The following is a 26,696-nucleotide window of genomic DNA, read 5'->3' as shown; positions in this document are numbered from 1 at the left end:
ATTTTAAAATTCAGGGAACAATCCTTACGTGAGCATAAAAATCTAACGAATGAGGTGGAGCTACATGTCAACGCATACTACGAATCAAGAAGCAGTCGAAACGGTCAAGAAACTGATCGATAAAATCGAGACAGCGATGCTGACGACGATTGCAGCAGAAGGACTCGTATCGCGTCCGATGCAAACGCAGGATATTGAATTTGATGGTGACCTCTGGTTCCTCACTTCAAAAGAAACGGACAAGTATCAAGAATTACTTAAGAATCCGAGTGTTAACGTCGCGTACGTCGACAAATCATACGTCTCGATTCGTGGGACAGCAGAACTCGTCGAAGACATCGAACGAAAAAAAGAGCTCTGGAGCCCACGTTACGAAGCATATCTTGGAACGACATACGAAGATCCGAAAGTCGTCTTGATCAAGGTCAACACGGAAGCTGCTGAGTACTGGGAAACAGGAAACACGACAAAGTCCGTCAAACAAGTCTTGAAGAAAGTCGTCGGCAAAGACGATGAGAACGAAATCAATAAAACAGTCGACTTATCTTGACGAGTTAAACCCGCGCAGCTTGCGTGGGTTTTTTCATGTGAAGATAGTCGTTTTTCTCAAAATGATGTAACATAATAAAATGAACTAATACGTAACTTAACTAAAAGGAGTACAATCATGGGAGAATTTTTCACGTTATTACGCCGGGGTAACCGGTCTGCGTTGACGGCAGGCATCGTCAACTCTATCATCGCCATCATCAAGGCAATTGCCTACGTCCTGACGGGAAATGTCGCGATGTTCGCCGAAATGATGCATACGCTCGGGGATGCTGCCAATCAATTTTTCGTCTTCATCGGTTCTGCCCTCAGTAAAAAAGCACCAACGAAACGGTTCCCGAATGGCTTTGGTCGTCTCGTCAATCTCGTCTTGTTAGGCGCAATCCTCTTTGTCGGCATCATGGCCTACGAAACGATTCATGAAGGGATTGCCCATATCATCGAACCGACAGAATCGACAGGCTTCTGGATCACGTTATCCGTTTTATTCGCAGGGGTCGTCTTAGAAAGTGGTGTGTTCTTTAAAGCAATGCAGGAAATCGCGCATGATGCGAAATTGGACTCAAAAGGACCACGCCTCATCCTCGACAGCTTCCGGTCACTGAAGCAAGCAAAACCAGCGACACGCCTTGTGTTCCTTGAAGACTTAGTCGCAACGGCTGGCGGAATCGTCGCGATGATCGCCGTCATCATCTCACATGTGACACCGTTTCATCAGGCAGAAGGAATTGCTTCGATCCTGATCGGGCTGATGATGTTTTACGTCGTCGGAAACGTCTTCCTGCAAAACGCAGCTGGTGCACTTGGTGAAGCCGATGAGACGATGGCAGCACGTCTCGGCGGACTGATTATGAAAGACCCAGACGTCAAAGACATTAGTAAACTGGAAGTTATTAAAGAAGGCGATCATTTCCACGTCGAAGTTGAAATCGAAGTTGATCCGACGTTGACGATCGCTCAAGCAGACGACATCAAGGACCGCCTTGAACTTCAGATCCGTTTGCAACAAGGCATCATCGATGTGACGATCGGCTTTGACGAAGACGATAAGATTCAACAGTACGTCGTCGTTTCTGACGAGTCATGACTCCCTTTACGGAAGATGTTCTGACCATCATTCGCTCGATTCCTGCTGGTCGGGTCATGACGTACGGGCAAGTCGCTCGACTCGCCGGTCATCCGCGTAGCGCACGACAAGTGGCGCGAATTCTTCACAGCATGAGTAAGACGGAACGTCTACCGTGGCACCGCGTGCTTGCTGCTGGCGGAAAACTATCGCTCGAAGGCGATGAACAACGGCTGGCACTTGAAGCAGAAGGTGTCGAGTTCCTTACAATCCGTCAACTCGATTTATCGCGTTATCAAGTAAGAAGTGAATAGATGAAAAATAGAGGGATGACCGGTGTATGTACCAGTCATCCCTCTTTTTGTTATTTTGAATCAAGCTTTTGACATACTCGAAGCCGCAGCAATTTGTCGACGTACTTCTGCTTCAAGCTGTGGTTCCGGTGGTTGCCAGCCTTCTGGTTTCATGACCTTTTGGTCAGATTCTCGGAAGATTGGTTTTCCGTCCGGTCCAAGCTTCGCCATATTGGCACGTTGAACGATCTCAAACAATGGAGCCGGATCAAGCCCGATCTCAACAAAGCTTCCCATGATGAAGTAGAGCGCGTCCGTCAAGGCATCCCCTTGTCCAACGAGTCGTTCGACATCTGTTTCGGGTTGTTTCATCTGGAGCGATTTTTCGACCGCTGTATCAAGCCCTGACTTGAAACGTTCGATCGCCTCGAGGAACTCTGCTTCACTTGTCGCCGTTTGATGCAAGAACTCAACGACCGCTTCTTCTGCCGTCCAGGTCGAGCGTTTGATTCCACGATCGACCGTCATTGGTGTTGGCGTCGTTGCACCAGGGTGTGAAAACACACGGTGGAATTCCTTTACGTCTTGATAATAATTTGTCATACCGATCATCCCCTTTTACCGAATGTCTCCATTCTAACAGGTTCAGAACCGGAGTTCGACTCATTGATGAACGACGTCGAGTAATGCCATCCCGCGCGTGATTAATTCATCTCGCTGTGCGGACGTTGCTTTTAAACGCTCGAGATCAGCGACCAGACGTGGTTGGTCAACTTCATCCGCTAACTCAAGTAATTCGAGGCGGAGTAACCAAGCGTCCGGTAACTGGACGAGTGTCTGGTCGATCAGTTGCGGCAACCGTTCCCGACCAGCACGTCCTTCGCGAATCTCACGAACAACTTCAAAGATTGGATCAGCCGCTGTCAACGGACGCTCGATTCGTTCGAACTCGATCGTTTCTGGAATTGGCTTCAGTGCTTCAACTTCCGTTCCCGGGAATGCTGACGTGATGTCACCGACGATCAATTCCATCCGGTCCATCGTCATCGTTTTCCCATCGTTCGAGAGCGTTGCTGCTTCTAAAACGACGAGTGCCCGGTGACCATTGACGTTTTGAATTGCTGTGATGTCACCTGTGACGTGAACATTTCCTTCCGCCCAGTCGAGACGTTCACCGACTTTGACTTGCATCAATACTTCGTTCAATTCCTTGCCGTGAAGGAGTGTAAAGCCTTCCGGATGATCTGCAAGTCCTTGACCTGTCAACACTTCACCGTTTGCAGCCAACGCTGTCGGTCCAGTCAGTTTGACGATATGCAGCGAATCGTGAATTTCTTGCGTTTCAGGAACACCGACGAGTGAGAGACCGCTGTCGAAGACGAGCGTTGACAGATTGCCCGATTCAACGGCTTTCGTCAGTCCGTGGATGCCACCGCGAATGTAGGACATCGATTGAGCGAATTCTTCAAGTGCGTCGCGGAGTTGTTCAAACGATTCACAGACGAAGAGTTCTTTTTGCATGCTCGTCACGTCATGTTTCGTCGCAAGTGCTTTCTCAAGCGAGAATGGATGTTTAACGACCGCGTCCGTCAAACAATGGCGACTTTCACCGACTGATGATAGAAGACCTGCCCCGTAGATTTGTGGGTTGTCGATATCACCGATCAGACCGAATTCAACCGTCCACCAGAACAGACGTGAGATTTCGTTCGCTTCCGAAATCCCTTTGACGTGTGTCCGTGTCTCCGCAAGCTCAATTTCAGCTTGCTCGATATCGGCTGGCGTCGAGAATGGACTCTCTTTGACGATCGTCAATTTCTTGAGTGCCTTGAATACGTCATGCTCGGCTTTATGGTTAAAGGCATGTGCCCCGATCTCACCGAAGCGACGAACGAATTCCGCGTAGACCGGATTCATTAAGATCGGTGCATGCCCCGCTGCTTCGTGCAGAATATCCGGTGCTGGAGTGTAGAGAATGTTATCGACCTTCCGGATGTCGGTCGCAATCGGTAATAAACCATGTCCTTGGAAATCGAAGAAGGCGACGCCAGGAATGAGACCATCGACAGCGACTGTTCCCCAGCCTCCACGGCTTAGGTTCGCTGTCATCTCACGTACATCTGGAATCCGTTCCGGGCTGATGCCCGATGCAGCAAGCCCTTCGAGGTATGCTGGATGTGCTGTATCTTGTAATGTATTTAAATTCAGTCGCATGACGTATCTCCAAACGGCATGATCCGTTGGTGTGTAGTCTTCGTAGTGCTGTGGTGCGACGTGTGGACGTAAATGACTTGGAATGATTGGTGTAGACATATGAGTTCCCCCTTGAATGAATGATAGATAACAAAAAAGCCCCTGCCGAACATATTGTTCGACAGGGGCGACGAAAGCCGCGGTACCACCCTGATTACCCAGTCATCGACTGAGTCACTCATGATCGGGATAACGGTTTGCTCCGCTCGCTTACGCAAGAAGCTCAGAAACTGTAATTCAACACCATCTGTGTACACGTTCGCAGCGCCACGTGCTCTCTGAAACAGGGAGATGGTCTTTACTTCGGTTTCATCATCGCTTAATCTTTCGTTCTGTTATGCTGTTATACTGTTATGCTTTTAGCAAGTAAAGTATCGTTAAGGAGGACTATACGCTTACTTTTTACTTTCGTCAATGGCTTTTTTACGTTTAAATCGATTAAATGTTTTATCGCGGACTGATTTTTGTTCGATCGTCAGTGATGTGATATGACGACGAAGCGCACCGTTGAGCCGTTTTTCGAATGCTTCAAGCTCTTGGATCCACTCATTCATCGAGACGACGATCGGTAAGATTTCCATGATGACTTCTTCCTCGAGTTCATCGCGGTCAAGGAAAGAGTGCTTGACGAAGGCGATGTTCTCTTTGACGAGATCCTCCATCGCGAGTGGTTCTTCCGTCAACAAGAGATCATATGTCAGCAAGACCTTCTCTTGTCGCTGTGCGATATGCATCAAGTGATAAAACAATTCACTCCGAAGATCGTCCGCAATCGAGTCAAGGGCCTTCTCTCGCTCTCTGAAGCGCTCTGCCGTCGCGACACCACGTTCGAGGCACGATTGCATATGTTTGAGAATCAAGAGGTTCCGTAAGAGCGAGGCGTGCTTCTGACGCGTTCCTCGAATCTCTTCCTTGTGTAGGTTGAACAAGTTTTGTGTCTCAAGGAGCGAATTTGACATTTTATCGATCGCTGCCCGGTATGGAGCAACTTTTCCTTCGAAGGCAATCGCTCGCGTGACGACGAGCAGCTTTTCGAAGAGTTTCGTCGCTTTTTGATAGTAGACATTGCCATAGCGCGGCGGGAAGATCAGCGCATTGATGCCAAGCGCACAGCCGATCCCGAGCATGACGAGCAAGTAACGGATCAAGACGACTTGCCAAAGTGGCTCGGTCGCTGTCGCCACACTTTCGAGAATGACGATGATCATCAAAACGACGTGTGGAATCGTCCGCCCGAAACCAAAGGCTAGCAAAATCGAGATCGCTGCCATGATGACGATTCCGATCGCGAGCGGATTCGCTGGATTATCCCCTAAAATCCAAAGTGCGAGTAAAGTCAAAAAGGCACCAATCAAGTTGGCTTCTGCTTCCTCGAGAAATTGTTTCCATGTCTGATAGACCGAAGGCAGGAGTGTCGTCGCTGCCGAGATTGCAGGCAGGATCGGGCTGAGGTTGAACAGATTACTGATCAACAGCGCCAAGATGACCGCAAGACCTGTCTTAATGGTCCGTGGTCCGATTTGTAAGGATTGTCCACCCATGTCCATCCCTCCTTCTTATTCAGTATGCCCTCTATTCTTCACCGTTAGCCGTCAAAATTCAACAAAAAATCCCCTCCGCTTAAAAACGGAGAGGAGATTTAGGTGAATTATGATGCTTTCGTACCTGTTCCTTCTGTCATTTCCGCTTTCGCGACCGATTGGTCAACAAGCGGTTTTTTGAGGAAGGATAGGATTGCCGCACCGACGAGTGAACCGATGAGGATCGCACCCGCGTAACCGACGATTGCCATGACCGTACCTGATGGACCATCAAGTAACGGGAAGACGAAGATACCGCCGTGTGGTGCAGGGAGCAAGACGCCGAAGACGATCGTCAACGCACCAGCGATCGCTGAACCGATGACGCTTGACGGAATGACGCGCAGTGGATCGGCTGCAGCGAATGGAATCGCACCTTCAGTGACGAACGATGCGCCCATTGCGTAAGCAGCGATACCTGCTTCACGTTCTTGCGGCGTGAATTTCTTACGTGCGAACAATGTGGATGAGAAGGCAACGATGAGTGGTGGAACCATACCACCTGCCATGACAGCTGCCATGACTTCCGTGTTACCTGCTGTAAGAGCAGCTGTACCGAAAACGTATGCTGTTTTGTTGATTGGACCACCCATGTCGATTGCCATCATCGCTGCGACGAGCATACCGAGGAGGATTGCGTTTCCACCACTGAGTCCGTTCAATGAATCTGTGAGCCATGTCATGAACTTCGCAATCGGCTCATTGATGACGAGCAACATGATCATTCCTGTGATGAATGAACCAAACAGAGGATAGAGCAAGACTGGTTTGATTCCTTCGAGTGCTGCTGGAAGACCTTTGAATACTTTAACAAGCAAGAGTACGACGTACCCGGCAAGGAAACCGGCAATCAATCCGCCGAGGAAACCAGCGTTACCGTTGCTTGCAAGGAAACCAGCGATTAGACCAGGAGCAAGACCTGGTTTATCAGCGATCGACATCGCGATAAATCCAGCGAGGATCGGAATCAAGAGACCGAACGCGGCTTTCCCGATCGTCATCAATTGCGCAGCGAATTCATTGTACGATGGATCTTTTGGGTTCGCAGAGTTGATACCCCAGAAGAAGCTGATTGCGATCAAGAGACCACCTGCAACGACGAGTGGTAACATCGCGGATACCCCACTCATCAAATGTTTGTAGAATCCGCCACGAGCTGGTTTTGAGCTTTCGCTTGAACCGCTTGCTTTGTAGACAGGTGCATCCTGTTTGACGGCACGGTTGATCAATTCTTGTGGTTTCCGAATTCCTTGTGCAACTGGTACTTCAACGACGTGTTTACCGTTAAAACGATCCATCTCAACTGCTTTATCCGCTGCGACGATGATGGCTGTCGCATCGTTGATATCTTGTTGTGTCAAACCGTTCTTGACGCCTGTCGATCCGTTCGTCTCGACTTTGATACGGACACCCATCTCTTCCGCTTTTTGACGAAGGGCATCAGCTGCCATATACGTGTGTGCGATTCCTGTCGGACAAGCTGTGACGGCAAGGATATATGGTGCGTCTTGATCGACGTTGTCGCTTGAGACGTCAACTGGACCTTCTTCTTCGCGTTCCTTCGCTTCGATTGCTGCGATGACTTCGTCTTTCGTTTTAGCCGCAAGGATCGTATCGCGGAAGTTCATATCCATTAAATAAACGGATAGTTTCGAGAGTGTTTCAAGGTGTGCATTATCTGCGTTCTCACCCGCCGCAATCATGAAGAACAACCGACTTGGTTGACCGTCGAGTGCTTCGTAGTCAACGCCTGCCGAACGCCCGAAAGCGATTGCTGGTGTTTTGACCGCTGCTGTTTTTGCGTGTGGGATGGCAATACCTTCTCCTAAACCTGTCGTACTTTGCGCTTCCCGTGCGAGAATTGCTTCTTTATATGCCGAGCGATCGTTTAGTTTTCCTGCCCGATCGAGGACGTTGACGAGTTCATCAATGACAGCGGCTTTAGATGACGCTTGTAAATCAAGTTGAATCGTATCACGTGTCAAGAGATCAGTAATTTTCATGAGTAGTCACACTCCTTTTAGGATTGAATGAGTTCAACGACGTTGACGTCTACGAGGAGACGATCGATATCTTCTTTCGTACAAAGACCGAAGGAATAAGCAGACGCGCTGCCAGTCGTTACCGCATAGCGGAACGCTTCTTCTGGTGATTTGCCGAGCGCGTGGCTGGCGACGAATCCAGCGACGAGTGAATCTCCGGCACCGACGGAATTGACGAGCTTTCCTGCCGGTGTGTTTGCCGTGTAGGCACCTTGACGATTGACGAGCAGTGCTCCGTCTCCTGCAAATGAGATGACGACATTCTCGGCACCACGCTCGACGAGCTGTTGCGCGTATGGAACGGCCATCTCCTTCGAAGTAATCTCGACGTCGAAAATTTCACCGAGTTCATGGTGATTCGGCTTGATTAAAAATGGACCGAGCGGTAAGACTTCAAGCATCGCTTCCTTCGTCGTATCGACGGCGAAGCGGACGTTCCGTTCATTCAAGATCGTCGCGATATGACGATAGAGATCATGCGGTAGACTGCTTGGGATACTGCCTGCGAAGACGACGATGTCACCGGCTTGCATCGTCTTGAATCGGGATAATAAATGCTCCAGCTCTTCCGGTTGAATCTTCGGTCCCGCTGCATTCAGCTCAGATTCTTGATCGGCACGAATCTTTACGTTGATCCGCGTCTCATCTTGAATCGGTGTGAAGTCCGTTAACACGCCTCGTTTCTCGAGTTCCGTCCGGATGAATTGTCCGGTACTTCCTCCAAGGAATCCGAGTGCTTGTGTTTCTACCTCATAGTTTTTTAGGACGAGAGAGACGTTGATTCCTTTCCCTCCGGCCACTTTTTCCGCCTGTTCGACACGATTGACTTGTCCTGCCTCAAATACCGGTAACGTGACATAATAGTCGATTGATGGGTTGAGTGTCAGTGTATAAATCATTTCGCGTTCACCACCTCTGTGTATTGACTGTATTTCGCTGCTTGCTCACTGGATGTCGTCGTGATGATCGTCGCCGCTTGCAAGGACGCCACCCGACTGAAGCTGATCGCATCCAGCTTCGTCTCATCGACGAGTACATACGATTGTTTTGCTAATTCGATCGCTGTCTTCTTTACGAGTGCCTCTTCCGGATCTGGTGTCGTGAAACCTTGTGCCGGATGAACACCGTTCATCCCAAGGAACGCGACATCAAAATGGTAAATCAACATTCCTTCACGTGCGTTGTAACCGACGAGTGCCTGCGTTGAATGCTTGAGTTGCCCTCCGACGACGAACGTCGGGATACGGTGATAGAGTAACGTGTTCGCTAGAGGAAGACTGTTCGTTACGACCGTAATCGCCTTCTCTTCGAGATACGGAACGATGGCAAGCGTCGTCGTTCCGGCATCGAGATAGACATACATACCGTCTTCAATCAGGTCGGCAGCCGCTCGCGCGATCCGTTCCTTCTCTTCGACATGCTGATCACTCTTCTCGAAGTAACTCAGTTCTTCAATTTGCAAATGGTTTGCTGTTGCTCCCCCGTGCACTCGACGCAGGTGACCTGCTGTCTCGAGTTGTGATAAATCCCGACGAATCGTGGATTCACTTGCACCGGTTTGTTCGACGATCTTTTGCATCTTGACGACTTCTTCTCGGGCTAAAAGCTCAAGGATGAGTTGATGGCGTTTTTTGGTTAACATAAGGTTTCCCTCCGCATCTTTAATATAAAGCGTTTACATATAAAAATCAATCAAAAACGTTCAAAATTTATATAAATTCTTTATAAAACGTTCAAAATACGACTTTTTTCGACATGAAACCGTTCTTATAGTTTCATTATACATCAAAAACGGTCATTTTATGACTGTTTTATTTTTTGAAATCAATCATTTTTTAAATTTTTGACGATTTTCACAAAATAAAAAACCACTTTCCAAAGTAATTTGGAAAGCGGTGAATGCAATTCAATCAATTCGGTCATCTTCGTTCACTGGACTTCATTTTGTAAACGACCGATTCCTTCAATCGATACTTCGACGACATCCCCTGTCTGAAGGTAGACCGGTGGTTTCATACCATGTCCGACACCAGCTGGAGTTCCTGTCGCGATGACATCTCCGGCTTCAAGCGTCATCCCACGTGACACTTCCACTAAAATCGTTACGACGTCACGCAACATTAAGGCGGTTGATCCTGACTGTCGGAGTTGTCCGTTCACACGTGTCTCGACGAGGACGTCACTTGGATCAAAGCTATCCGCTGAGACGATGACCGGTCCGAACGGACAGAACCCATCGAGTGATTTACCACGGAAGAACTGGACGTGTTCTTTTTGTAAATCCCGTGCCGTCACGTCATTGACAATACTGTAGCCAAACACATGATCAAGCGCATTTTCTGGTGTCAGATCACGCCCTGTCTTGCCGATGATGATGGCGAGTTCTCCTTCATAATCCAGTTGCTTCGTCAAATCCGCATGCCGTTCGATTGGTTCGAACGGACCGACGATCGACGTCGGTGCTTTCGTGAACAAGACGAATTTCCCTGCTCCCGCCGTATCCATCTCTTTGATATGATCAGCATAGTTCTTGCCGACGCAAATGACATTTCGTGCTGGTACATACGGTGCGAGTTGTCGCACATCCCCTTTAAGTAGTGGTGCGATATCTAAATCAAGATCAACATCAAACTCACGTGAAATCACTTCAAGCAATGAATCGGTGTAGACTTGCCCTGTTACATCATATGTAGTGCCCTGTTGTTCAACCCCGATGCCAACTTTTCCGTCTTGCTCAAATCGAAACCATTTCATCTTAAATGCCCCCTTTATTTTTAGTATAGCGAAACGGATAACCCGTCGCACCTAACCTCTTCAGCCTATATTCAGTCCTAAAATCATTTTACTATTATTTTCAAAGATAGAGCACCATCTATACATGTTACTCAATCGTTCCTCGATCTTGTTGTTCGTTTTATCTGGTGAAAAATTATGAAATCATCCGTTATAAATAGTTATCTCATGAATCATATTGAACAAATAGTACATTTAAATATTGAAACATCCTAAAATTGTTTATTCTTGCGATAAGAAGTTAAACTTTTCTATAGGAATATGATCAACGTTTATTGAACAATTGTATTTTTCTAATATGTTTTGAAGTAATGGAAAAATGTCGTTCAAATTATTTTTTTGTTTAAAATCATCAATAACTTCAACATCAAAGTTCCATCGACATTCTTCTTTATCCTCTAAAAACCCACCCGCCACTATACATAACTCATCATACGTTTCTTGAGTAACTTCCTCAGATGAAATAATGAGTGCCTTAATATAATTATCATCTCCGAATTCGTCTTCCGAGATTCCATCAATATTTTTTAAATAAGGAAAATCGTCAATTGTGCTAGGACGTTGATAATCAATCAGTATCATGCAATAAATAGGTGGTGTTAAATAACCAGTTCTCAAAAAATATGCTTCGACCGACCTTAAATTGATTATTCTATTCAGGTGGTAATTTTTCATTTAGTGAACCTCGTTTATTTATTATAGTGAGTTTAATTAATATTTTTAACGTTAGTTCAGATAACTTTCTTTAATAGTTTACACCTTATCACATCATACAACTATCGGATATATAGTACTTATATGACTCGTCAAGATAATAGAAAGGGGTAGCATTCCCATGTACCTAGGAATGCTACCCCTTTGATAAAATTCATTATGCAATCCGTTGCGCTAATCGATCAACAAGAGCCTGAGACTCTTCATTTAATCCTACCAATTCAACTTTTTTGCCGAGTCGTTCATATTTCAAGACGACGTTCTCGATCGCTTCGATGGCTGAATCATCAAATAAGTGACACGCTGAGAAATCGAGCGTGATGATCGATGATAGATCAGCATCGAGCTGGAACTGTTCCGCAAATGCAGTCGTCGACGCAAAGAATAACGGTCCACGGATCGTATAACGGACTCGTTCTGTTTGCTCCTCACGCTCGACTTGGATGCGAGAAATTTTTGACGCGAATAATAACGCTGCAAGCAAGATCCCGACAAGGACACCCATCGATAAGTCATGCGTCAATACCGTCACGAGCACGGTCGCGAGCATGACCGCAGAATCACTTTTCGGTGACGTCTTGAGCATCTTGAATGAGTCCCAGTCAAACGTCGCATACGAGACGAAGAACATGACACCGACAAGTGCTCCCATTGGAATCGTCATCAATAGATCGTTCATCGTAAACATCAATAGCATCAAAAACACACCTGCTGTCAACGTCGACAAGCGACCGCGTCCACCGGATGTGACATTGATGACTGATTGCCCGATCATCGCACAACCTGGCATTCCACCGAACATACCGGCGATAATGTTCGCAATTCCTTGTCCGCGCGATTCCATCGCTTTGTTCGACGTCGTATCCGTCATTTCATCAACGATTCGTGCTGTCAGTAACGATTCGATCAAACCAACGAATGCGAGTGACAAGGCATATGGGAAGATGATTTGAAGCGTCTCGAGTGAGAACGGGACATCTGGCAAGAAGAAGCTTGGTAACGCCGCTTCGATTTGTCCCATATCCCCGATGACACGGGTATCGAGCGAAAAGACGACTGTTAATACCGTCATGATCGTGATCGCAACAAGTGGCGCCGGAATCGCTTTCGTAACCCGTGGAAATAACAAGATGATGGCGAGTGACGCGGCGACCATCGCATACATAATCCAGTTTTGCCCTTCGAACTGTGGCAATTGCGCCGAGAAAATCAGAATGGCGAGCGCATTGACGAATCCGACCATGACAGCTCGAGGAATGAATCGTAATAACTTGGCAATTCCTAAAAAGCCGAACGCGATTTGTAGAATTCCGGCAAGTATACCGGCAGCTAGTAAATAATCAACACCGTGATCTTTGACGAGCTGAACGACGACGAGTGCCATCGCGCCAGTCGCAGCCGAAATCATTCCAGGGCGACCACCAGCAATCGAGATGACAATTGCAATGATAACGGAAGCGTATAGCCCAACCATCGGGTTGACACCAGCGATCAGCGAAAACGCGATTGCTTCCGGGACGAGTGCTAAGGCAACGACGATTCCGGACAACAAATCCGCTTTTGGTTGCAAGAACCACTCTTTTTTCCATTGAGTAAACATATGATGATTGAGACCCCTTTTCTAACATGAATGATCTCAGTGTAATTGGATCGGTTTCAAAAAGCAACCTTTTTAGGAAGTTTTGGTCCGAATGCGGGCAATCTCATCGACCATCGTTTTATAAGTCGCCATGATTTCCTGGCCCGCAAAGACCGGATCTTCATCCATCGTCTCGAGTGCCCGGCGCAGGAGATGGATTTTCGGTTTCTTACGTTCGAGCAATTCCTCATAGATGAAATCGAGAACTTCTTCATGTGCTTCCTTCGATTCTTCGGAAATCGAAGACAAGGTGATCAAACGCTTCATATGTGCGCTCGTCTTTTCGAATAAATCCTTCCGGATGACGACTTCATCTTGTGGACGATCGAGCCAGACCGATAGGAATCGTGGCGGAATCAACTGTTCCTCCGTCCGACTGACGTCTTCGACGAGATGCGTCAACCGATTGAACACATAGCGGACGACCCGTTCTGGTTGAGTGTTCGGCTCAGATTGACGGAAGAAGTACATTGCATATTGCAACATCCCCGTATAAATGACTGCTAAATCTAGAAGGTACGGTTCCTTCGTCTGACCGAATAAATCACGTAATCGTTCGAACGTCCACTCGATCTCAAGAAGACGATTGTTTTCCATGAACGTCTTGAGTTCTTTTTCGTTCGAAGCAATCGCCTCTTCGAACAATGTATATAGTTTATATTTTTGCATCAATTCCAAATAACAGTTTCCTTGTTGAATGAACGTCTCGTAATCCGAGACATCCCGTCCGACGAGAATTTCCTTACGCGCGATCCGCATTTTTTCAAAGACGGTATTAAAGACATCAATGAATAATTCGTTTTTAGAGGAGAAGTAATTATAGAACGTCCCTTTAGAAACGTTACTGTGTTCGAGAATATCCTGAATGGATGTCGATTGATAACCCTTTTCGACGAATAGTTGATAGGCAGCATCTAATAATTGTTTCTTTTTTGGATTCATGGTCTTGTCCTTTTCTGTTCATAATTGGTTCGACAACCACTTATTTTAGTGTATGAAGCAAATAATTTGAACTCATTCGACTTCTGCTGGTAAGATAGCCAAGTCAGTCATAGAATTCAAGTCTAACATTTTAGACTCGTAGTACAAAAGGAGCATAACGAAATGCAATCAAGCAAGCAATCATCACGACTTTATTTAATTTTAGCTGTCCTCATGGCAGGTGCGTTCGTTGCGGTCCTAAACTCGACGTTACTCAACATCGCCTTACCATCGATCATGAAATCGTTCGGTATTCAGGCAAGCACCGCCCAGTGGTTGACGACGGGATATATGCTCGTCAATGGAATCATGATTCCGACGTCAGCATTCCTCGTCCAAAAGTTCTCAACGCGTCAACTGTTCTTGACGGCGATGACATTGTTCTCACTCGGAACGATTATCGCCGGACAAGCACACATCTTCCCGCTTCTACTCGGTGCGCGCATGATGCAGGCGTCGGGTTCCGCGATCATGATGCCACTGTTAATGAACGTTCTCTTGACCGGTTTCCCAATCGAAAAGCGCGGGCAAGCGATGGGAATCTTCGGACTCGTCATCACCTTTGCTCCAGCAATCGGACCGACATTGTCCGGGTGGATTCTTGAACATTATGAGTGGCGGATGTTGTTCCATCTCGTCACACCGATCGCATTGCTCGTACTCTTCACGGGTGCTTTCTTATTGAAGAAAGAGACGGTTCAAAGTTCACTTAAGCTCGATTTGTTCTCACTCGTCCTTTCAAGCTTCGGCTTCGGTGGTTTGTTGTATGGATTTAGTTCCGCCGGTTCTGCCGGATGGGGATCTTGGACGGTCATCGGATCATTGATCATCGGTGTAATCAGTTTGACTTCCTTCATTATACGTCAATTCATGCTCGAAGAACCGATGCTTGAGTTTGGTATTTTCCGGTATCCGATGTTCGCTTTATCGCAAGGGATTTCAATGGTCTTGAACATGTCAATGTTCTCCGCGATGATCTTGATGCCGATCTACATCCAGACAATTCGTGGCATCTCACCATTTCACTCTGGTCTCTTGATGTTACCGGGTGCGATCGTTATGGCGATTATGTCACCAATAACAGGTCGTCTCTTCGACCGATTTGGTGCTCGCATCCTTGCCATCATCGGCTTATCACTGACGGTCTTGACGACGTTCTCATTCAGTCAGCTAGCTGCGGATACGTCATACGCGTTCCTCGTCATCATGTATACGTTACGTTTCCTTGGAATCTCGATGGTCATGATGCCGGTCATGACGAACGGATTGAATCATATTCCGCAACATTTGACACCTCACGGGACGGCATTAAACAACACGTTGTCACAAGTATCGGGTGCAATTGGTTCAGGTCTGCTCGTGACGATCATGACATCGCGGACGAAACATCACGTTCCGGAACTCGCTTCACAACCAGAAGCCGCTAATCCGGAATGGTTGCAGATGCAGGCGATGATCGAAGGAATCAATGATACGTTCTTCATCGCGACGTTACTCGCACTTGCTGCTTTGATTTTATCGTTTTTCATCAAAAAACGACGGACAACGACACTCGCAGTCGTCGAATCCGTCGATCAAGAACAAAAATATGCATGATTTGATTCTCCCCTGTCTAAAAAGATGGGGGAGTTTTTGTCTAATCCAAACGTTTGTTTAAATGCTGTCGATCATACATTCGTTGATTCGTACTCCCCCGAAAGCTTGTCGTTCGGTCAAGTTTCGATAGGATGAACGGACCATCAATCAATCCATCTAGTCGGCGTAACAAAGGGTGCCATTCTCGGTGCTTAATGATCTCTTCCAACACATAGCCCGTATACAAGATCACTTCATAGTCTGGTCCGAGTCGTTCTAGTAGCCGATAGAGCGCTATTGCTTGTAACAACGGTTCCCCACCGGATAGCGTCAGGCGCCGGTGACCGGTTGCTTGAATCCGCGCGACCGTCTCGTCAATTGTCCAAGCTACGCCACCTGCAGGATCCCAGGAGGACGGATTATGACAGCCGGCACAGTGATGCGGACAACCGGCAAGAAATAACACCGTTCGTAAACCGGGACCATCGACGACGGAGTCAGGAAGAAGCGAGAGGACCCGTAACATCGTGTTTCACCCGATTCTGCTCTTCTGCCCGTTTCGCTTCATTCCAGCGGTCCAGCGTACCGACGAGATATCCGGTGATGCGCCGAATGCGTTCGATCGATCCACTCCCGCAAACCGGACATTGATCCTCGATCGTCTGCTCCGTTCGGCAATCAAGACAACGATCGACGGGATGATTGATTGATCCATAACCGATTCCAGCCTCCGCCATTAAACGAACGATGTCTTCGATTGCTTCCGGATTTCCAGCAAGCGCACCATCCGTCTCGACATAGGTGATATGACCGCCATTACATAATGCATGGAACGGGGCTTCGAGTTGAATCTTCTCACGGATCGTCACGGGCGCATCGACAGGAATGTGAAAGGAATTTGTATAATACGGTCGATCTGTCACTCCTTCGATCTCACCAAAGTCACTGACATCGCGAAGTGTGAACTTACCGGATAATCCTTCGGCCGGAGTTGCGAGTAAACTAAAGTTCAACCCTGTCTGTTCGCCAAAATTGTCGACTACCGTCCGCATCGCTTGAATCAATGCAAGACCAATTCGGTGTGCTAGTTCGGAATAACCATGATGACTCCCCGTCAGAACGGACAAACATTCAGCAAGTCCGATGAAGCCGACCGCTAACGTCCCGTGTTTGAGGACCGGACCTACCTGATCCGTATTTCTTAGCGTCTCACCGTCTTTCCAGACGTGTTGATATAAAAATGGAAACTCGTCAGCCGTTCGACTTGCCTGGAACTCATACCGTGCGATGAGTTGCCGGCATGCAAGTCTTGTCGTATCTTGGACGACTTCGAACATTTGATCGACGGTTTGACTCTGGAGTGCCAAACGGACGAGATTGATGCTCGTGAAGGATAAATTACCACGACCTGTGACGGACGGTATGTCTCCACGATCCTCGAATACACGGGTCCGGCATCCCATATACGCGACTTCCGCTTTTCCCGGTTGCTCCTGGTGATTAAATGGTGCATCGAGAAATGCAAAGTTGGGAAACAATCGCTTTCCTGTTACCCGTGTAGCGAGTTGAAACAAATCATAGTTTGGGTCCATTGGTGACAGATTGATTCCTTGTTTCACTTTATAGATCTGAATTGGAAAAATCGGTGTCTCACCCTTGCCCAGCCCACGCTCCGTCGCTGTTAGCAAGGCACGTTGGAAGAGCCGCCCTGCATACGTCGTATTCGTTCCGTAATTGACGGATAAAAACGGAACCTGTCCACCACCGCGCGAATGCATCGAATTCGTATTATGAATGAATGCTTCACATGCTTGAAACGTTTTTTCATACGTCTCCTGCCATGCATGTCGCTCCCGCTTACGCCGCTTCCAATGCGGAACGAGGTCATTTAGTTTCGTCCATTCCCGTTGATAGGTCTTTTCGACGAACGGCGCTAAATCATCATCAAAGGTTGCGAAGGCTTGTCCGCCATGCTGCATGTTTTGATTCGCCTGGACGATGATTGCCGCAAGGGCGAGGGCAGAACGAATGTCTTGCGCCGGACGGATCGAACCGTGCGTTGTCTGAAATCCGTTTGAGAGTAACTGACCGAGCGGAATTTGGGCACAAGTCGTCGTCCCAGTCACATAATAATCGGCGTCATGAATATACAAAATGTTGTCGTCAAGCGCCTGCAAGACATCCGCTTCGAGATGTCGTCGCATCATCTGCCGTGCTGCTTCCCCAGCAATCCGTTGTAACTTCGCAAGTGGTGTTTTGCCATCAATGTTTGCATTCTCTTGTTCGATCTCTTGCGGTGGTGTGAGTAACGCTTCTAAGCTCTCCATGATTCTTCTTCCTCTCACGCTTTTTTGTAATCACTATAGCGAGAGTACAGAAACGTTAGCAATCCCTGCACAATTTACGATTTTTTCAACTGTTTCAGCCGTTTTGTCATCAATCTGTTCGGTTTATTGCGTAAAAGCCCGATTCTTCTACATTTTAGCCGATCTCCTGAATTGGACGAATCTCACACGAAAAACGACAAAAAAAGAAGAGGCATATTAGCTTGCCTCTCCTTCTCCTTATTCTGCTTCGAGTAACGCGTCCGTCGCACTTGGTAACTTGACCCGAAAAACCGTCCCTTCTCCCAAGATCGATTCGACTTCGATGTTGCCATCATGCGCTCGAACGATTTCCTTACAAATCGATAATCCAAGACCTGTTCCGCCGATTTTTCGGCTGTCTGAGTTATCGACACGATAGAACTTGCTGAATAGATGCGGCATCGAATGACTCGGAATCCCGATTCCGAAATCACGGACGCTTAGTTCAATCTGATTGTGCTGATGGGTCAGCGTCACAACGACATCCCCACCGTCCGGTGAGTATTTGACTGCATTATTCAATAGATTTCCAAGTAGCTGTTTCATACTGTTCGCATCTGCTTCGACCATAAAGTCCTGTTCGTCATTCAAATCAAGCTGCAGACTATGTTGTTCCGTCGCTGCTTGATAAAACTGAATTTGTTCCTTGACGATTTCTTTCAGATCAAAGATTTGTTTGTCATACTCTTGCTTTCCTGACTCCATCCGCTGGACGTTCAAGAAGTCGCTGACAAGATTGGTCAATCGTTTCGATTCATCATGAATCGTTTGCAAGTATCGCTTGTTCCGCTCGGGATCCAGATCCCGTTTCAACATCAGCTCCGTAAAGCCATAAATCGAAGAGAGCGGTGTTCGAAGTTCATGCGAAACCGTCGAGACGAGTTCTGATTTGACCCGATCAACCTCTGTCTCAGCCGTGACGTCACGAAAGACGAGGATCGTTCCCTTCGACTGTTCTCCATGCGCGATGGCTTCGGCATAAACTTGAATGAAATATTCACCCTGGTCGATCGACAAAGAGAACATGCCCTCAGGGATCTCACCCGATAAAACTTCTTCAAAGTACGCTTCAAAAGCTTCTTTCTGGTCCATCTGCTCGAACATCGTCTCTGGTTGGACCTCAAGAAACGTCATTGAGTCATTATCTTCCTCGACCTGTAACGACTGGAAGATATCAAATAATGCCTGATTCCCTAAGATCGTCTTTTCCTCATGTTTGATATAAAGAATCGCTTCCCGAACGGAATTCAACAGTTGCGCCGTCTCTTTTCGTTCGTATTCCATCTGTTCATAGAGTGACATCCGCATCAATGAGATCGCGATTTGTTTCGAGAACGATTCCAGTTCCGCTAGATCCTGTTGGTTGAATGGTGCGTCAAACCTTGCTAGATAGAGACAGGCAATCAATTCTTCTTTTGCCGGATCCATGATCGGAATAACACCTTCATAGACGTGATACGGATACTTGATGAGATCGTCGTTCGCGACCTTTTTTGAGGAATGTGCGGTTTCCTTTGAAATCATGACTCGTTTCAGCAGCAATGATTCTGTTTTTAAGCTCTCCTGCTGATCCTCCGTCATCTCCTTAGGAACGACTTGGGCGATCTCATTATTTTTGATCAGCAACAGGGCACCAAATTCCGTCTTCGTCAATCGGACGATCGTACTGATGACAGAAGAATAATCAAATAAACTCTCTTTTGAGGCAAGTGTTTCGATTAATTCGTTCCGATCTTGTAGATGCAACTCGTTCGTCCGGGTCACTTCCAAAGCGTGCTCAAGTTCGTCCTGCTTTTGCGTCAGTACTTCCTGATTGCGTTTCATTTCTTGATTCTTTGCTGACAGTTCCGCATGTTGTGATGAGATCGACCGTGCCATCTGGTAAAACGATGCCGTCAATTGACCGACTTCATTATGGCTGTCGACATCATGCTCGAGCGAAATAGACTTTCCTTCCGCAAGACGACGACTTTTGACATTCAATTCGCGGAGCTGTGATGTCACACGATGAATCAACGGACGGACGATGAACAATAGACAAAATAAAAAAACCATCAAGTTCAAAAACCAAAACCATTGTGTCTTTTGTAACTGATCGAGTACTTGTTCCTTCGTCCGACCGTCTGCATTGTCCACGTATAAATAACTGGCAACCGATGTGATGACACTTAGTGCAAAGACACTATAAAAAATTGCCATCAACTGTCTGCCCAATTTCTCAGTCATCCAGTGTTTCATATTCATAAATCCTCCTAGCAATAAGTTGCCCTTCGTTCAAGATTGTTTCCTCCTCATCTATTATCATCTAATGATTCCCGGAAACATCTTTCTTGAATCCTTTATGGTCGGGCAGGCGAGAGTCCAATCCCGGTCACGAGGGCAATCGCATCGACGATCTGTCCTTTCGTCAGATCATCCGTCTCGATCTGTTGACTGAACAATGGATCGGTCAGTTGACGTAAGCGTTGTTCTGCCTGTTGACCACCCCATGAATTCGGATGCTCGAAGCGGCTAATCAACCGACGTTTGACAGTCGTCTCCTTCGCCATCAAGGCGATATGACGGACGTCATGACCGTTCGCTCGTAACGTCCCGATGATTTCCTGAAAGTACGCCGGATTTGTTAAGGTCATCGGTACGATGATCCGCGCTTCTTCCGTATCGAGCTGTTCGAGGAGCTGACGGTTGAACGTGCGCCATAACGGCTCATCCTGAAAGTCATCTTTGTTTGTCGGCAGCTGTGCTCGTAAAAAATAACCCGTCTCTTCCGGATCAAAAATGTGTGAGCCGCTCCAGCGTTGTTGTAATCCGTTTGCTGCGGTCGTCTTACCAACACCAAACGTACCGTTAATCCAAATGATCATCTTGTTCTCCTCCATCCTGTTTTTGTTGTACTATACTGCTAAAACGGTCAACAAGTTTCAATCGACGATAAAAAAACACTCTGCTAAAGAACAGAGTGTTCACCCATATAACCATGTGATTAAAACCGGTGCGATGACACTGGCACAGACGGCCGTCAAGACCATCGTCAATAGACCGACCGCTCCTTCCCGTTGATCGAGACTCATCGACTTCGTCGCGCCCATGACATGAGCGATTGATGCTAAACCGACCCCACGGCTGACGAAGTGGCGAATCTTTAATCCCGTCATGAGCTTCGGACCGACGATCGATCCAGTTAACCCCGTCAATAAAACGAAGGCAGCCGTCAGCGTCGTCGTCCCACCAGCTTTTTGTGAAATTGCCAAGGCGACGGGTAACGTGACCGACTTCGGTAACAGAGCAAGATTCGTTGTCCGCTCAAGATGAAGCAATAGACCAAGTAACAAATCAGAGCTCATGGCAATACATGTTCCAAGCAAAACACCAAGTCCGATTTCTGGTAGAAAACGCCGAACGTGATGCCGGACGCGGTAGAGCGGAATCGCAAATGCCGTGATTGCCGGACCAAGCATCTTCGATAGATATTGTCCACCTTGCATGTATTCTGCGTGTGAGACTCCAGAACAGACGAGAATTAAGATCAAAACTGCCGTTACCGTCAGGATTGGTAACGTCCAGACACGAGGATAACGTTGATAGATGAACATTGCGATACTAAACAATGCAATTGACAGGATGATCCAAAACAGTGCCTCATTCATGTCGTGTCACCGCCTCTTTTCGGTGTGCTAGTCGATCAACGATATATGCTGATCCGACTAATGTCAGAAGGCTACTGACGATGACGATCAATACGATCTGTAAACCGGATGTCCGGAGAAATGCGGTATAATCCATGATTCCGGACAGTGCTGGAACAAAGAACAATGGCATGACGAACAGAAGAAATGTCCCGCCCCGTTCGACGGCCACAAGCGGAATCAGACGGCTTTTTAACGCCAGGTACAGTAGAATCAAGCCGATGATGTTACCGGGTAATGGTAATTGAAAGGTTTTGCTCACCCAGTCCCCACTGAGTGAAAAGCAAAAAATGAGTGCGATTTGAGCAATGATTTGAATAATACGCATAACGCGTGACAGCATGATAAAGGTCCCCTTGTTAACAGTTTCGGGTCCTATTATCCGCCTCTTTTCCTTAACAATCAATGAAATCTGATTAATCAAGTGAAGTAACCGTTCTCATGAGAATCCACGTATTTTTTGTAATAGTACAAACAAAAACTACTCAATCGTGTATCAGTACAATAAATGATTCGAGACGAACGAAAAAGAGGCTGACTCCAAAAAAGAATGACGCGTCTTTTCACGCACTTTCCTCAGGCGAGACACAAGCCAGTTTTCCTGCTTTATACGAGCAGGAAAGTGGGTCTTGTTTGTCTCTGAAACGCATAAATGCGTTTTTTACTGTAGGAGTTGCGTATGACGCGTCATTCTTTGTAGAAACTAACTTTTGAGTCAGCTCCCTTTTCTATAATCTGAGACGACACCTGAATGGGATCGTTTACTTCTCTTTATCACATGACCCGTTTGAATAACTTCTCGAGTTCATATGTCGTCCATTCAATGATGACTGGACGTCCGTGTGGACACGTGAACGGCATCTCTGTCTTCGCTAAATCATCAATCAACCGACGCATCATCTCATCGTTCAACGGATGATTCGCCTTGATCGATTTCTTACATGCCATCATGATGGCGGCATCTTCCCGATACGTCTCAAGATCGATTTTCCGTTTCATCAATGCCTCATCGAGTAATTCTTGAATCGTCTCTTCCTGTCGATGGGACGGGAACCACGTCGGGACTTCTCGGACGATGAAGCTCTGTGGACCGAACGCTTCGAATTCAATGCCGACGTCTTTTAGTAACGGAAGGATTTCCTCCATTCGTTTCATGTCATCTGACGAGATTTCAAACGTATATGGTAAGAGCAATTGCTGCCGTTGCTCCGGTGGTCGACCGAACATGACTTTATACGTCTCGTATTTGATCCGTTCCTGAGCCGCGTGTTGATCAATCATATACATCCCGTCTTCTCCGGCACAGACGATATAGGACGAATGAAGTTGTCCGATGACGTCGAGGTGTGGAAAGCGCGGACGAGCGTGGGATTCCTCCATCGGTTCGACAACGTCCTGCTTGACCGGTTCGATGGGCTCGAATAGATCATCCTCGTTACTAAACGGCAATGGTTTCTCTACAGAGGGTCGATCGTCCTCTTGCGGTTTTTTCGGAATCGGATAATTCCAGACTGCTCGCGATGACGTCTCCTCGACTGGTTCCGCGACGTAAGAAAAATCGAGTTTCTCTTGACTACTCGGATCCTTTTTCGGTTTCGGTGGCGTCACCTTCGGAATCAACGTCTCTCGGCTGAGCGTCATCTTGATTGTCTCTTGAATCAACTGGCAGAGCTCCATCTCTTTTGAGAGACGGACTTCCCGTTTCGCTGGGTGGACGTTGACGTCAATCAGGAGTGGATCCATCGTCACCTCAATGACCGCAATCGGATACCGTCCAATCGGTAAGAGCGTATGGTAACCATTCAAGACCGCTTGCGTCAGGGCGAAGTTTTTGACCGAACGTCCATTAAGAATCAACGTAATATAATTCTTCGAGGCACGGGTCACTTCCGGTTTGACGAGATGACACGTCAGTTGATAATCGGCATTCGCTCCTTTAGCGACCAACGTCCCTTGGATCGTTTGATGACCGTATACACTCGCCAGTGCTTGCCGGACGTCTCCTGATCCGTTCGTCTGGATTAGTGTTTTTCCTTCATGTGTTGCTCGGAGTTTAACCTCTGAATGTGCAAACGCCATTCGGTTCAAGACATCCGTAATCGCGGCAAGCTCCGTATGTGTCGTCTTCAAGTATTTCAAACGAGCCGGTGTATTGAAGAATAGATTTTCAACCGTCAGTTCCGTTCCTCGGTTCATGGCAGCTGGTGTCCGCTGAACGACCGTCCCGTACTCAAGCGTCACTTGAATCCCTTCTGCGTCCTCGCGTTTCGTCTTCAACGTCACTTTACTAACGGATGCGATCGAGGCAAGTGCCTCTCCGCGAAAACCAAGTGTCTTGATTCGGAACAAGTCATGCTCATCCTTAATCTTACTCGTCGCGTGACGAACGAAAGCCAGTTCGGCGTCATCCGGGTAAAACCCATGTCCGTTGTCGCGGATCGTCATCCGTTTCATTCCGGCTTCTTCGAGTTCGACATCGATTTGGGTCGCACCGGCATCAAGTGCATTCTCAACCAATTCCTTGACGACTGATGCGGGACGTTCAACGACTTCTCCCGCCGCGATCCGGTTCGCTAAACTATCGGATAATTCACGAATGATTCCCACTGCATTCTCCTCACTTTCTCGCTTCGGCTTGTAGACGGTATAGCGTATTCAGTGCCTCGAGTGGCGTCATATTAATTAAATCAAGACTAGCCATCGTCTCTCGTAACGGATCCGCATCTGAGAACAGACTGAGTTGATCAATCGGCTCCTCCTGAACAGGAGCTTTTACAGGTGCTGCGACCGGAACAGGCTCAGCCTGCTCGAACTCGGACAAGAGGACTTGCGCCCGTTCGATCAGACTATCTGGTAAATCAGCTAACCGTGCGACATGGATTCCGTACGATTGGTCGGCTTTTCCGTCGCGTACTTCATGCAAGAAGACGACACGCCCATCTTGTTCAACGGCACGGACATGAACGTTCGCTAATCGATCAATCGATTCTTCGAGCACCGTCAGTTCATGATAATGGGTCGAAAATAGCGTCTTCGCTCCAACGTGCCGGGCGATGTGTTCAACGATTGCTTGTGCGAGTGCCATCCCGTCGTACGTCGAGGTCCCGCGACCAATTTCATCAAGCAGGATCAAAGACCGGTCCGTTGCACGCGTCAAGGCTTCTTGTGTCTCGACCATCTCGACCATGAATGTCGACTGTCCACTGACGAGGTCGTCTGCTGCCCCGATCCGGGTGAAGATTTGATCGAAGATCGGCAGTTCCGCTTGAGCAGCTGGTACGAACGAGCCAATTTGATGCAATAAAGCAATCAAGGCGAACTGTCGCATATAGGTCGATTTACCGGACATGTTCGGTCCAGTGATCAACAGCATCTCGCGTCCTTCGTTTAAGGTAATCCCGTTCGCGACGTATTCACCGCGCGGTAAGACTGTCTCGATGACCGGGTGACGTCCTTCCTGAATATCAACCGTTCGGCCGGTCGTCGTGATTGGTCGGACATAGTCGTGTGTTTCGGCAATCTCAGCCAGTGCGACGAGGACGTCGAGTTCCGCAATCCGGCGACTGACGCGCTGTAAGCTTTCGATATGTCCTTTGACTTCATCGCGCACTCCACAGAAGAGATCGTACTCGAGCGTGACACTCTTCTCTTCCGCCCCTAGGATCAGCGCTTCTTTTTCTTTTAATTCCGGTGTGATATAACGCTCAGCATTGGCGAGTGTCTGCTTCCGTTCATACCGTCCTTCCGGTAACAGTTTGGCATTTGCACGCGAGACCTCGATGTAATAGCCGAAGACACGGTTGTAACCGATCTTCAACGTCTTGATGCCGGTTGCTGCTCGTTCATTTGCTTCGAGTGTCGCAAGCCACGTCTTGCCGTCTTTTGAAGCGACAAGTAACTCGTCGAGGTCTGGTGAATAACCGGACTTGATCATCCCGCCCTCTTTCGTTGAGATCGGTGGGGCTTCAACGAACGCACGATCGAGTAGATCGCTCAATTCGTCGTGTGGATCGAGTCCGAGACTAAGTTGACCGAGACGTTCGCTCATCATCTCTTCAAGTGCTGATTGGATACGGGGAATCAATCGCAACGTCGACTTCAATTGAACGAGATCACGCGCTGACGCTGTTCCGTAACCGACTTTTGCGACGAGTCGCTCAAGATCATAGACTTCCCGTAACGTATCTTTTAATTGCTGACGCTCGAAATAGTGTTGCAATAGTTCCTCGACAGCGTCGAGCCGTTCCGTGATGACTCGCTCCGATAACAACGGTTTTTCCAGCCAGCGTTTCAGCATCCGTCCACCCATCGCTGTACCTGTCACGTCAAGTAGACCAAGCAACGAACCCTTTTTGTCTCCTGTCCGTGCCGAGCGGACGAGCTCAAGATTCTTGACCGTATTCGGTTCGAGTTGCATGAAATCGCTCGCTTCGTAGACAATGGCTGGTTGCAGATGTGTCAACGCTCGTTTTTGTGTATCGTGCATGTAGGCATAGAGGACAGCAAAGGCTTCCGCTTGGGCTGTATCAATCGCGCGATCTCCATGTGGATGTGTCTCGCGTCGTGAACTGCGCGTTAGCGGGATCCGTAAGGACGCAAGTGCCGTCTCATGTTCCTCTGTCGTGACAATGATTTCCCGTGGCAAGATAATGCTTAATTCTTTGATTACACCATCGAGTGTTGCAACGCTTGTCAAGGCACTCTCACCTGTTGAGACATCACCGCGGGCAATCCCAAAACGACCGTCCTGTTCGACGACCGCTACTAGGTACCGATTCTCTTTTTCCGTCAACGCAGACATCAACGTTCCCGGTGTGATGACTTGGATGACTTCGCGTTTGACGAGTCCTTTCGTCAACTTTGGATCCTCGACTTGATCACAAAGCGCCACTTTATAACCACGCTCGATCAACTGTTCGATGTAGCCGTTCGCCGCGTGATGGGGTACGCCACACATCGGAATCGGATGCTCCGCGTTTTTACCGTTTTTCGCCGTCAACGTCAACTCCAGTTCATGGGCGACTTTCTTGGCATCCTCAAAAAATAATTCATAAAAATCACCGAGCCGATAAAACAAGAAAGCGTCCGGATAATCTGCCTTAATCGAGAAGTATTGTTTCATCATCGGTGTGTTGTGTACTGCTTCCATTCTTCCACCT

At 47.7% G+C, this 26,696-nt stretch carries 22 protein-coding genes and 1 other annotated feature; of the genes, 4 read left to right on the top strand and 18 right to left on the bottom strand.

Annotated features, from left to right (window positions below):
* Positions 1–64 precede the first annotated feature (64 nt).
* The 3 genes from VJ374_RS05570 (at position 65) to VJ374_RS05560 (ending at position 1,929) form a co-directional block, all read left to right on the top strand.
* A complete protein-coding gene (locus VJ374_RS05570) occupies positions 65–550 on the top strand; it encodes a pyridoxamine 5'-phosphate oxidase family protein (protein ID WP_035408773.1) in 486 nt (161 codons plus the stop codon).
* Positions 551–667: 117 nt separating this feature from the next.
* Positions 668–1,636: a cation diffusion facilitator family transporter gene (locus VJ374_RS05565; RefSeq protein WP_329470469.1), complete on the top strand. Its 969-nt coding sequence runs from the start codon at positions 668–670 to the stop codon at positions 1,634–1,636.
* The gene (locus tag VJ374_RS05560; protein WP_329470467.1) at positions 1,633–1,929 is read left to right on the top strand and encodes an MGMT family protein; all 297 of its coding nucleotides are present in this window, start codon (positions 1,633–1,635) and stop codon (positions 1,927–1,929) included. Before VJ374_RS05565 ends, VJ374_RS05560 begins: the two co-directional genes overlap by 4 nt.
* A 60-nt stretch (positions 1,930–1,989) precedes the next feature.
* Here VJ374_RS05560 and VJ374_RS05555 read toward each other — a convergent pair whose 3' ends face one another.
* The 10 genes from VJ374_RS05555 to VJ374_RS05510 form a co-directional block, all read right to left on the bottom strand.
* Positions 1,990–2,520 carry a pyrophosphohydrolase domain-containing protein gene (locus VJ374_RS05555; protein WP_035408781.1) on the bottom strand — a complete coding sequence of 177 codons (531 nt, stop codon included), beginning with the start codon at positions 2,518–2,520 and terminating at the stop codon, positions 1,990–1,992.
* A 51-nt stretch (positions 2,521–2,571) separates the two neighbouring features.
* A complete protein-coding gene (locus VJ374_RS05550) occupies positions 2,572–4,221 on the bottom strand; it encodes an aromatic amino acid hydroxylase (RefSeq protein WP_329470463.1) in 1,650 nt (549 codons plus the stop codon).
* Positions 4,222–4,281: 60 nt separating this feature from the next.
* Positions 4,282–4,486 (bottom strand) — a binding site (T-box leader).
* Positions 4,487–4,556: 70 nt separating this feature from the next.
* Positions 4,557–5,702, bottom strand: a complete 1,146-nt coding sequence (locus VJ374_RS05545; RefSeq protein ID WP_023467731.1) for an FUSC family protein — start codon at positions 5,700–5,702, stop codon at positions 4,557–4,559.
* Between the two features lie 107 nt (positions 5,703–5,809).
* Positions 5,810–7,744, bottom strand: coding sequence for a PTS fructose transporter subunit IIABC (locus tag VJ374_RS05540; protein ID WP_035408791.1), 1,935 nt, complete (start codon positions 7,742–7,744; stop codon positions 5,810–5,812).
* A gap of 17 nt (positions 7,745–7,761) precedes the next feature.
* A complete protein-coding gene (gene pfkB / locus VJ374_RS05535) occupies positions 7,762–8,682 on the bottom strand; it encodes a 1-phosphofructokinase (protein WP_035408794.1) in 921 nt (306 codons plus the stop codon).
* Positions 8,679–9,425, bottom strand: a complete 747-nt coding sequence (locus VJ374_RS05530; RefSeq protein ID WP_035408796.1) for a DeoR/GlpR family DNA-binding transcription regulator — start codon at positions 9,423–9,425, stop codon at positions 8,679–8,681. Before VJ374_RS05530 ends, pfkB begins: the two co-directional genes overlap by 4 nt.
* 287 nt (positions 9,426–9,712) lie before the next feature.
* Positions 9,713–10,537, bottom strand: a complete 825-nt coding sequence (locus VJ374_RS05525; RefSeq protein WP_035408799.1) for a fumarylacetoacetate hydrolase family protein — start codon at positions 10,535–10,537, stop codon at positions 9,713–9,715.
* Positions 10,538–10,798: 261 nt separating this feature from the next.
* Entirely contained in the window at positions 10,799–11,194 is a 396-nt protein-coding gene (locus VJ374_RS05520; protein ID WP_329470458.1) for a hypothetical protein, read from the bottom strand.
* A 253-nt stretch (positions 11,195–11,447) separates the two neighbouring features.
* The gene (locus tag VJ374_RS05515) at positions 11,448–12,890 is read right to left on the bottom strand and encodes a SulP family inorganic anion transporter (RefSeq protein WP_329470457.1); all 1,443 of its coding nucleotides are present in this window, start codon (positions 12,888–12,890) and stop codon (positions 11,448–11,450) included.
* A gap of 72 nt (positions 12,891–12,962) precedes the next feature.
* Entirely contained in the window at positions 12,963–13,871 is a 909-nt protein-coding gene (locus tag VJ374_RS05510; protein WP_035408809.1) for a TetR/AcrR family transcriptional regulator, read from the bottom strand.
* A 162-nt stretch (positions 13,872–14,033) separates the two neighbouring features.
* Between VJ374_RS05510 and VJ374_RS05505 the strand changes: the two genes are divergently transcribed.
* Positions 14,034–15,506, top strand: coding sequence for a DHA2 family efflux MFS transporter permease subunit (locus tag VJ374_RS05505; RefSeq protein WP_035408812.1), 1,473 nt, complete (start codon positions 14,034–14,036; stop codon positions 15,504–15,506).
* Positions 15,507–15,546: 40 nt separating this feature from the next.
* Here the strand turns inward: VJ374_RS05505 and VJ374_RS05500 are convergent, their stop codons facing one another.
* From VJ374_RS05500 to mutS, 8 genes are all read right to left on the bottom strand, one after another.
* A complete protein-coding gene (locus VJ374_RS05500; RefSeq protein WP_035408815.1) occupies positions 15,547–16,011 on the bottom strand; it encodes a 4Fe-4S single cluster domain-containing protein in 465 nt (154 codons plus the stop codon).
* Positions 15,983–17,812, bottom strand: a complete 1,830-nt coding sequence (locus tag VJ374_RS05495; RefSeq protein WP_329470453.1) for an anaerobic ribonucleoside triphosphate reductase — start codon at positions 17,810–17,812, stop codon at positions 15,983–15,985. Before VJ374_RS05495 ends, VJ374_RS05500 begins: the two co-directional genes overlap by 29 nt.
* 237 nt (positions 17,813–18,049) lie before the next feature.
* Entirely contained in the window at positions 18,050–20,089 is a 2,040-nt protein-coding gene (locus tag VJ374_RS05490; protein ID WP_035408821.1) for an ATP-binding protein, read from the bottom strand.
* A 101-nt stretch (positions 20,090–20,190) separates the two neighbouring features.
* Complete coding sequence (locus VJ374_RS05485; protein WP_329470451.1) at positions 20,191–20,715, bottom strand: AAA family ATPase; 525 nt, start codon at positions 20,713–20,715, stop codon at positions 20,191–20,193.
* Positions 20,716–20,814: 99 nt separating this feature from the next.
* Positions 20,815–21,498: an LrgB family protein gene (locus tag VJ374_RS05480; protein ID WP_290772474.1), complete on the bottom strand. Its 684-nt coding sequence runs from the start codon at positions 21,496–21,498 to the stop codon at positions 20,815–20,817.
* Positions 21,491–21,880, bottom strand: a complete 390-nt coding sequence (locus VJ374_RS05475) for a CidA/LrgA family protein (RefSeq protein ID WP_329470448.1) — start codon at positions 21,878–21,880, stop codon at positions 21,491–21,493. The genes VJ374_RS05480 and VJ374_RS05475 overlap by 8 nt, the downstream gene beginning before the upstream one ends.
* Positions 21,881–22,311: 431 nt before the next feature.
* Complete coding sequence (gene mutL / locus VJ374_RS05470; protein ID WP_329470446.1) at positions 22,312–24,144, bottom strand: DNA mismatch repair endonuclease MutL; 1,833 nt, start codon at positions 24,142–24,144, stop codon at positions 22,312–22,314.
* Between the two features lie 10 nt (positions 24,145–24,154).
* Positions 24,155–26,686, bottom strand: a complete 2,532-nt coding sequence (mutS, locus tag VJ374_RS05465; protein WP_056060455.1) for a DNA mismatch repair protein MutS — start codon at positions 26,684–26,686, stop codon at positions 24,155–24,157.
* Positions 26,687–26,696 lie beyond the last annotated feature (10 nt).

This window comes from Exiguobacterium sp. 9-2, assembly GCF_036287235.1.
Lineage (GTDB): Bacteria > Bacillota > Bacilli > Exiguobacteriales > Exiguobacteriaceae > Exiguobacterium_A.
This window is presented reverse-complemented; position numbering and strand designations above follow the sequence as displayed.

Coding starts and splice junctions, on each gene's coding strand:
- VJ374_RS05500 (WP_035408815.1), bottom strand. CDS start 16,011: ATGTTACGGGTCCTCTCGCTTCTTCCTGACTCCGTCGTCGATGGTCCC.
- VJ374_RS05510 (WP_035408809.1), bottom strand. CDS start 13,871: ATGAATCCAAAAAAGAAACAATTATTAGATGCTGCCTATCAACTATTC.
- VJ374_RS05475 (WP_329470448.1), bottom strand. CDS start 21,880: ATGCTGTCACGCGTTATGCGTATTATTCAAATCATTGCTCAAATCGCA.
- VJ374_RS05565 (WP_329470469.1), top strand. CDS start 668: ATGGGAGAATTTTTCACGTTATTACGCCGGGGTAACCGGTCTGCGTTG.
- VJ374_RS05515 (WP_329470457.1), bottom strand. CDS start 12,890: ATGTTTACTCAATGGAAAAAAGAGTGGTTCTTGCAACCAAAAGCGGAT.
- VJ374_RS05525 (WP_035408799.1), bottom strand. CDS start 10,537: ATGAAATGGTTTCGATTTGAGCAAGACGGAAAAGTTGGCATCGGGGTT.
- VJ374_RS05560 (WP_329470467.1), top strand. CDS start 1,633: ATGACTCCCTTTACGGAAGATGTTCTGACCATCATTCGCTCGATTCCT.
- mutS (WP_056060455.1), bottom strand. CDS start 26,686: ATGGAAGCAGTACACAACACACCGATGATGAAACAATACTTCTCGATT.
- VJ374_RS05495 (WP_329470453.1), bottom strand. CDS start 17,812: ATGGAGAGCTTAGAAGCGTTACTCACACCACCGCAAGAGATCGAACAA.
- VJ374_RS05485 (WP_329470451.1), bottom strand. CDS start 20,715: ATGATCATTTGGATTAACGGTACGTTTGGTGTTGGTAAGACGACCGCA.
- VJ374_RS05490 (WP_035408821.1), bottom strand. CDS start 20,089: ATGAAACACTGGATGACTGAGAAATTGGGCAGACAGTTGATGGCAATT.
- VJ374_RS05480 (WP_290772474.1), bottom strand. CDS start 21,498: ATGAATGAGGCACTGTTTTGGATCATCCTGTCAATTGCATTGTTTAGT.
- VJ374_RS05540 (WP_035408791.1), bottom strand. CDS start 7,744: ATGAAAATTACTGATCTCTTGACACGTGATACGATTCAACTTGATTTA.
- VJ374_RS05555 (WP_035408781.1), bottom strand. CDS start 2,520: ATGATCGGTATGACAAATTATTATCAAGACGTAAAGGAATTCCACCGT.
- VJ374_RS05570 (WP_035408773.1), top strand. CDS start 65: ATGTCAACGCATACTACGAATCAAGAAGCAGTCGAAACGGTCAAGAAA.
- VJ374_RS05545 (WP_023467731.1), bottom strand. CDS start 5,702: ATGGGTGGACAATCCTTACAAATCGGACCACGGACCATTAAGACAGGT.
- VJ374_RS05550 (WP_329470463.1), bottom strand. CDS start 4,221: ATGTCTACACCAATCATTCCAAGTCATTTACGTCCACACGTCGCACCA.
- pfkB (WP_035408794.1), bottom strand. CDS start 8,682: ATGATTTATACACTGACACTCAACCCATCAATCGACTATTATGTCACG.
- VJ374_RS05505 (WP_035408812.1), top strand. CDS start 14,034: ATGCAATCAAGCAAGCAATCATCACGACTTTATTTAATTTTAGCTGTC.
- VJ374_RS05530 (WP_035408796.1), bottom strand. CDS start 9,425: ATGTTAACCAAAAAACGCCATCAACTCATCCTTGAGCTTTTAGCCCGA.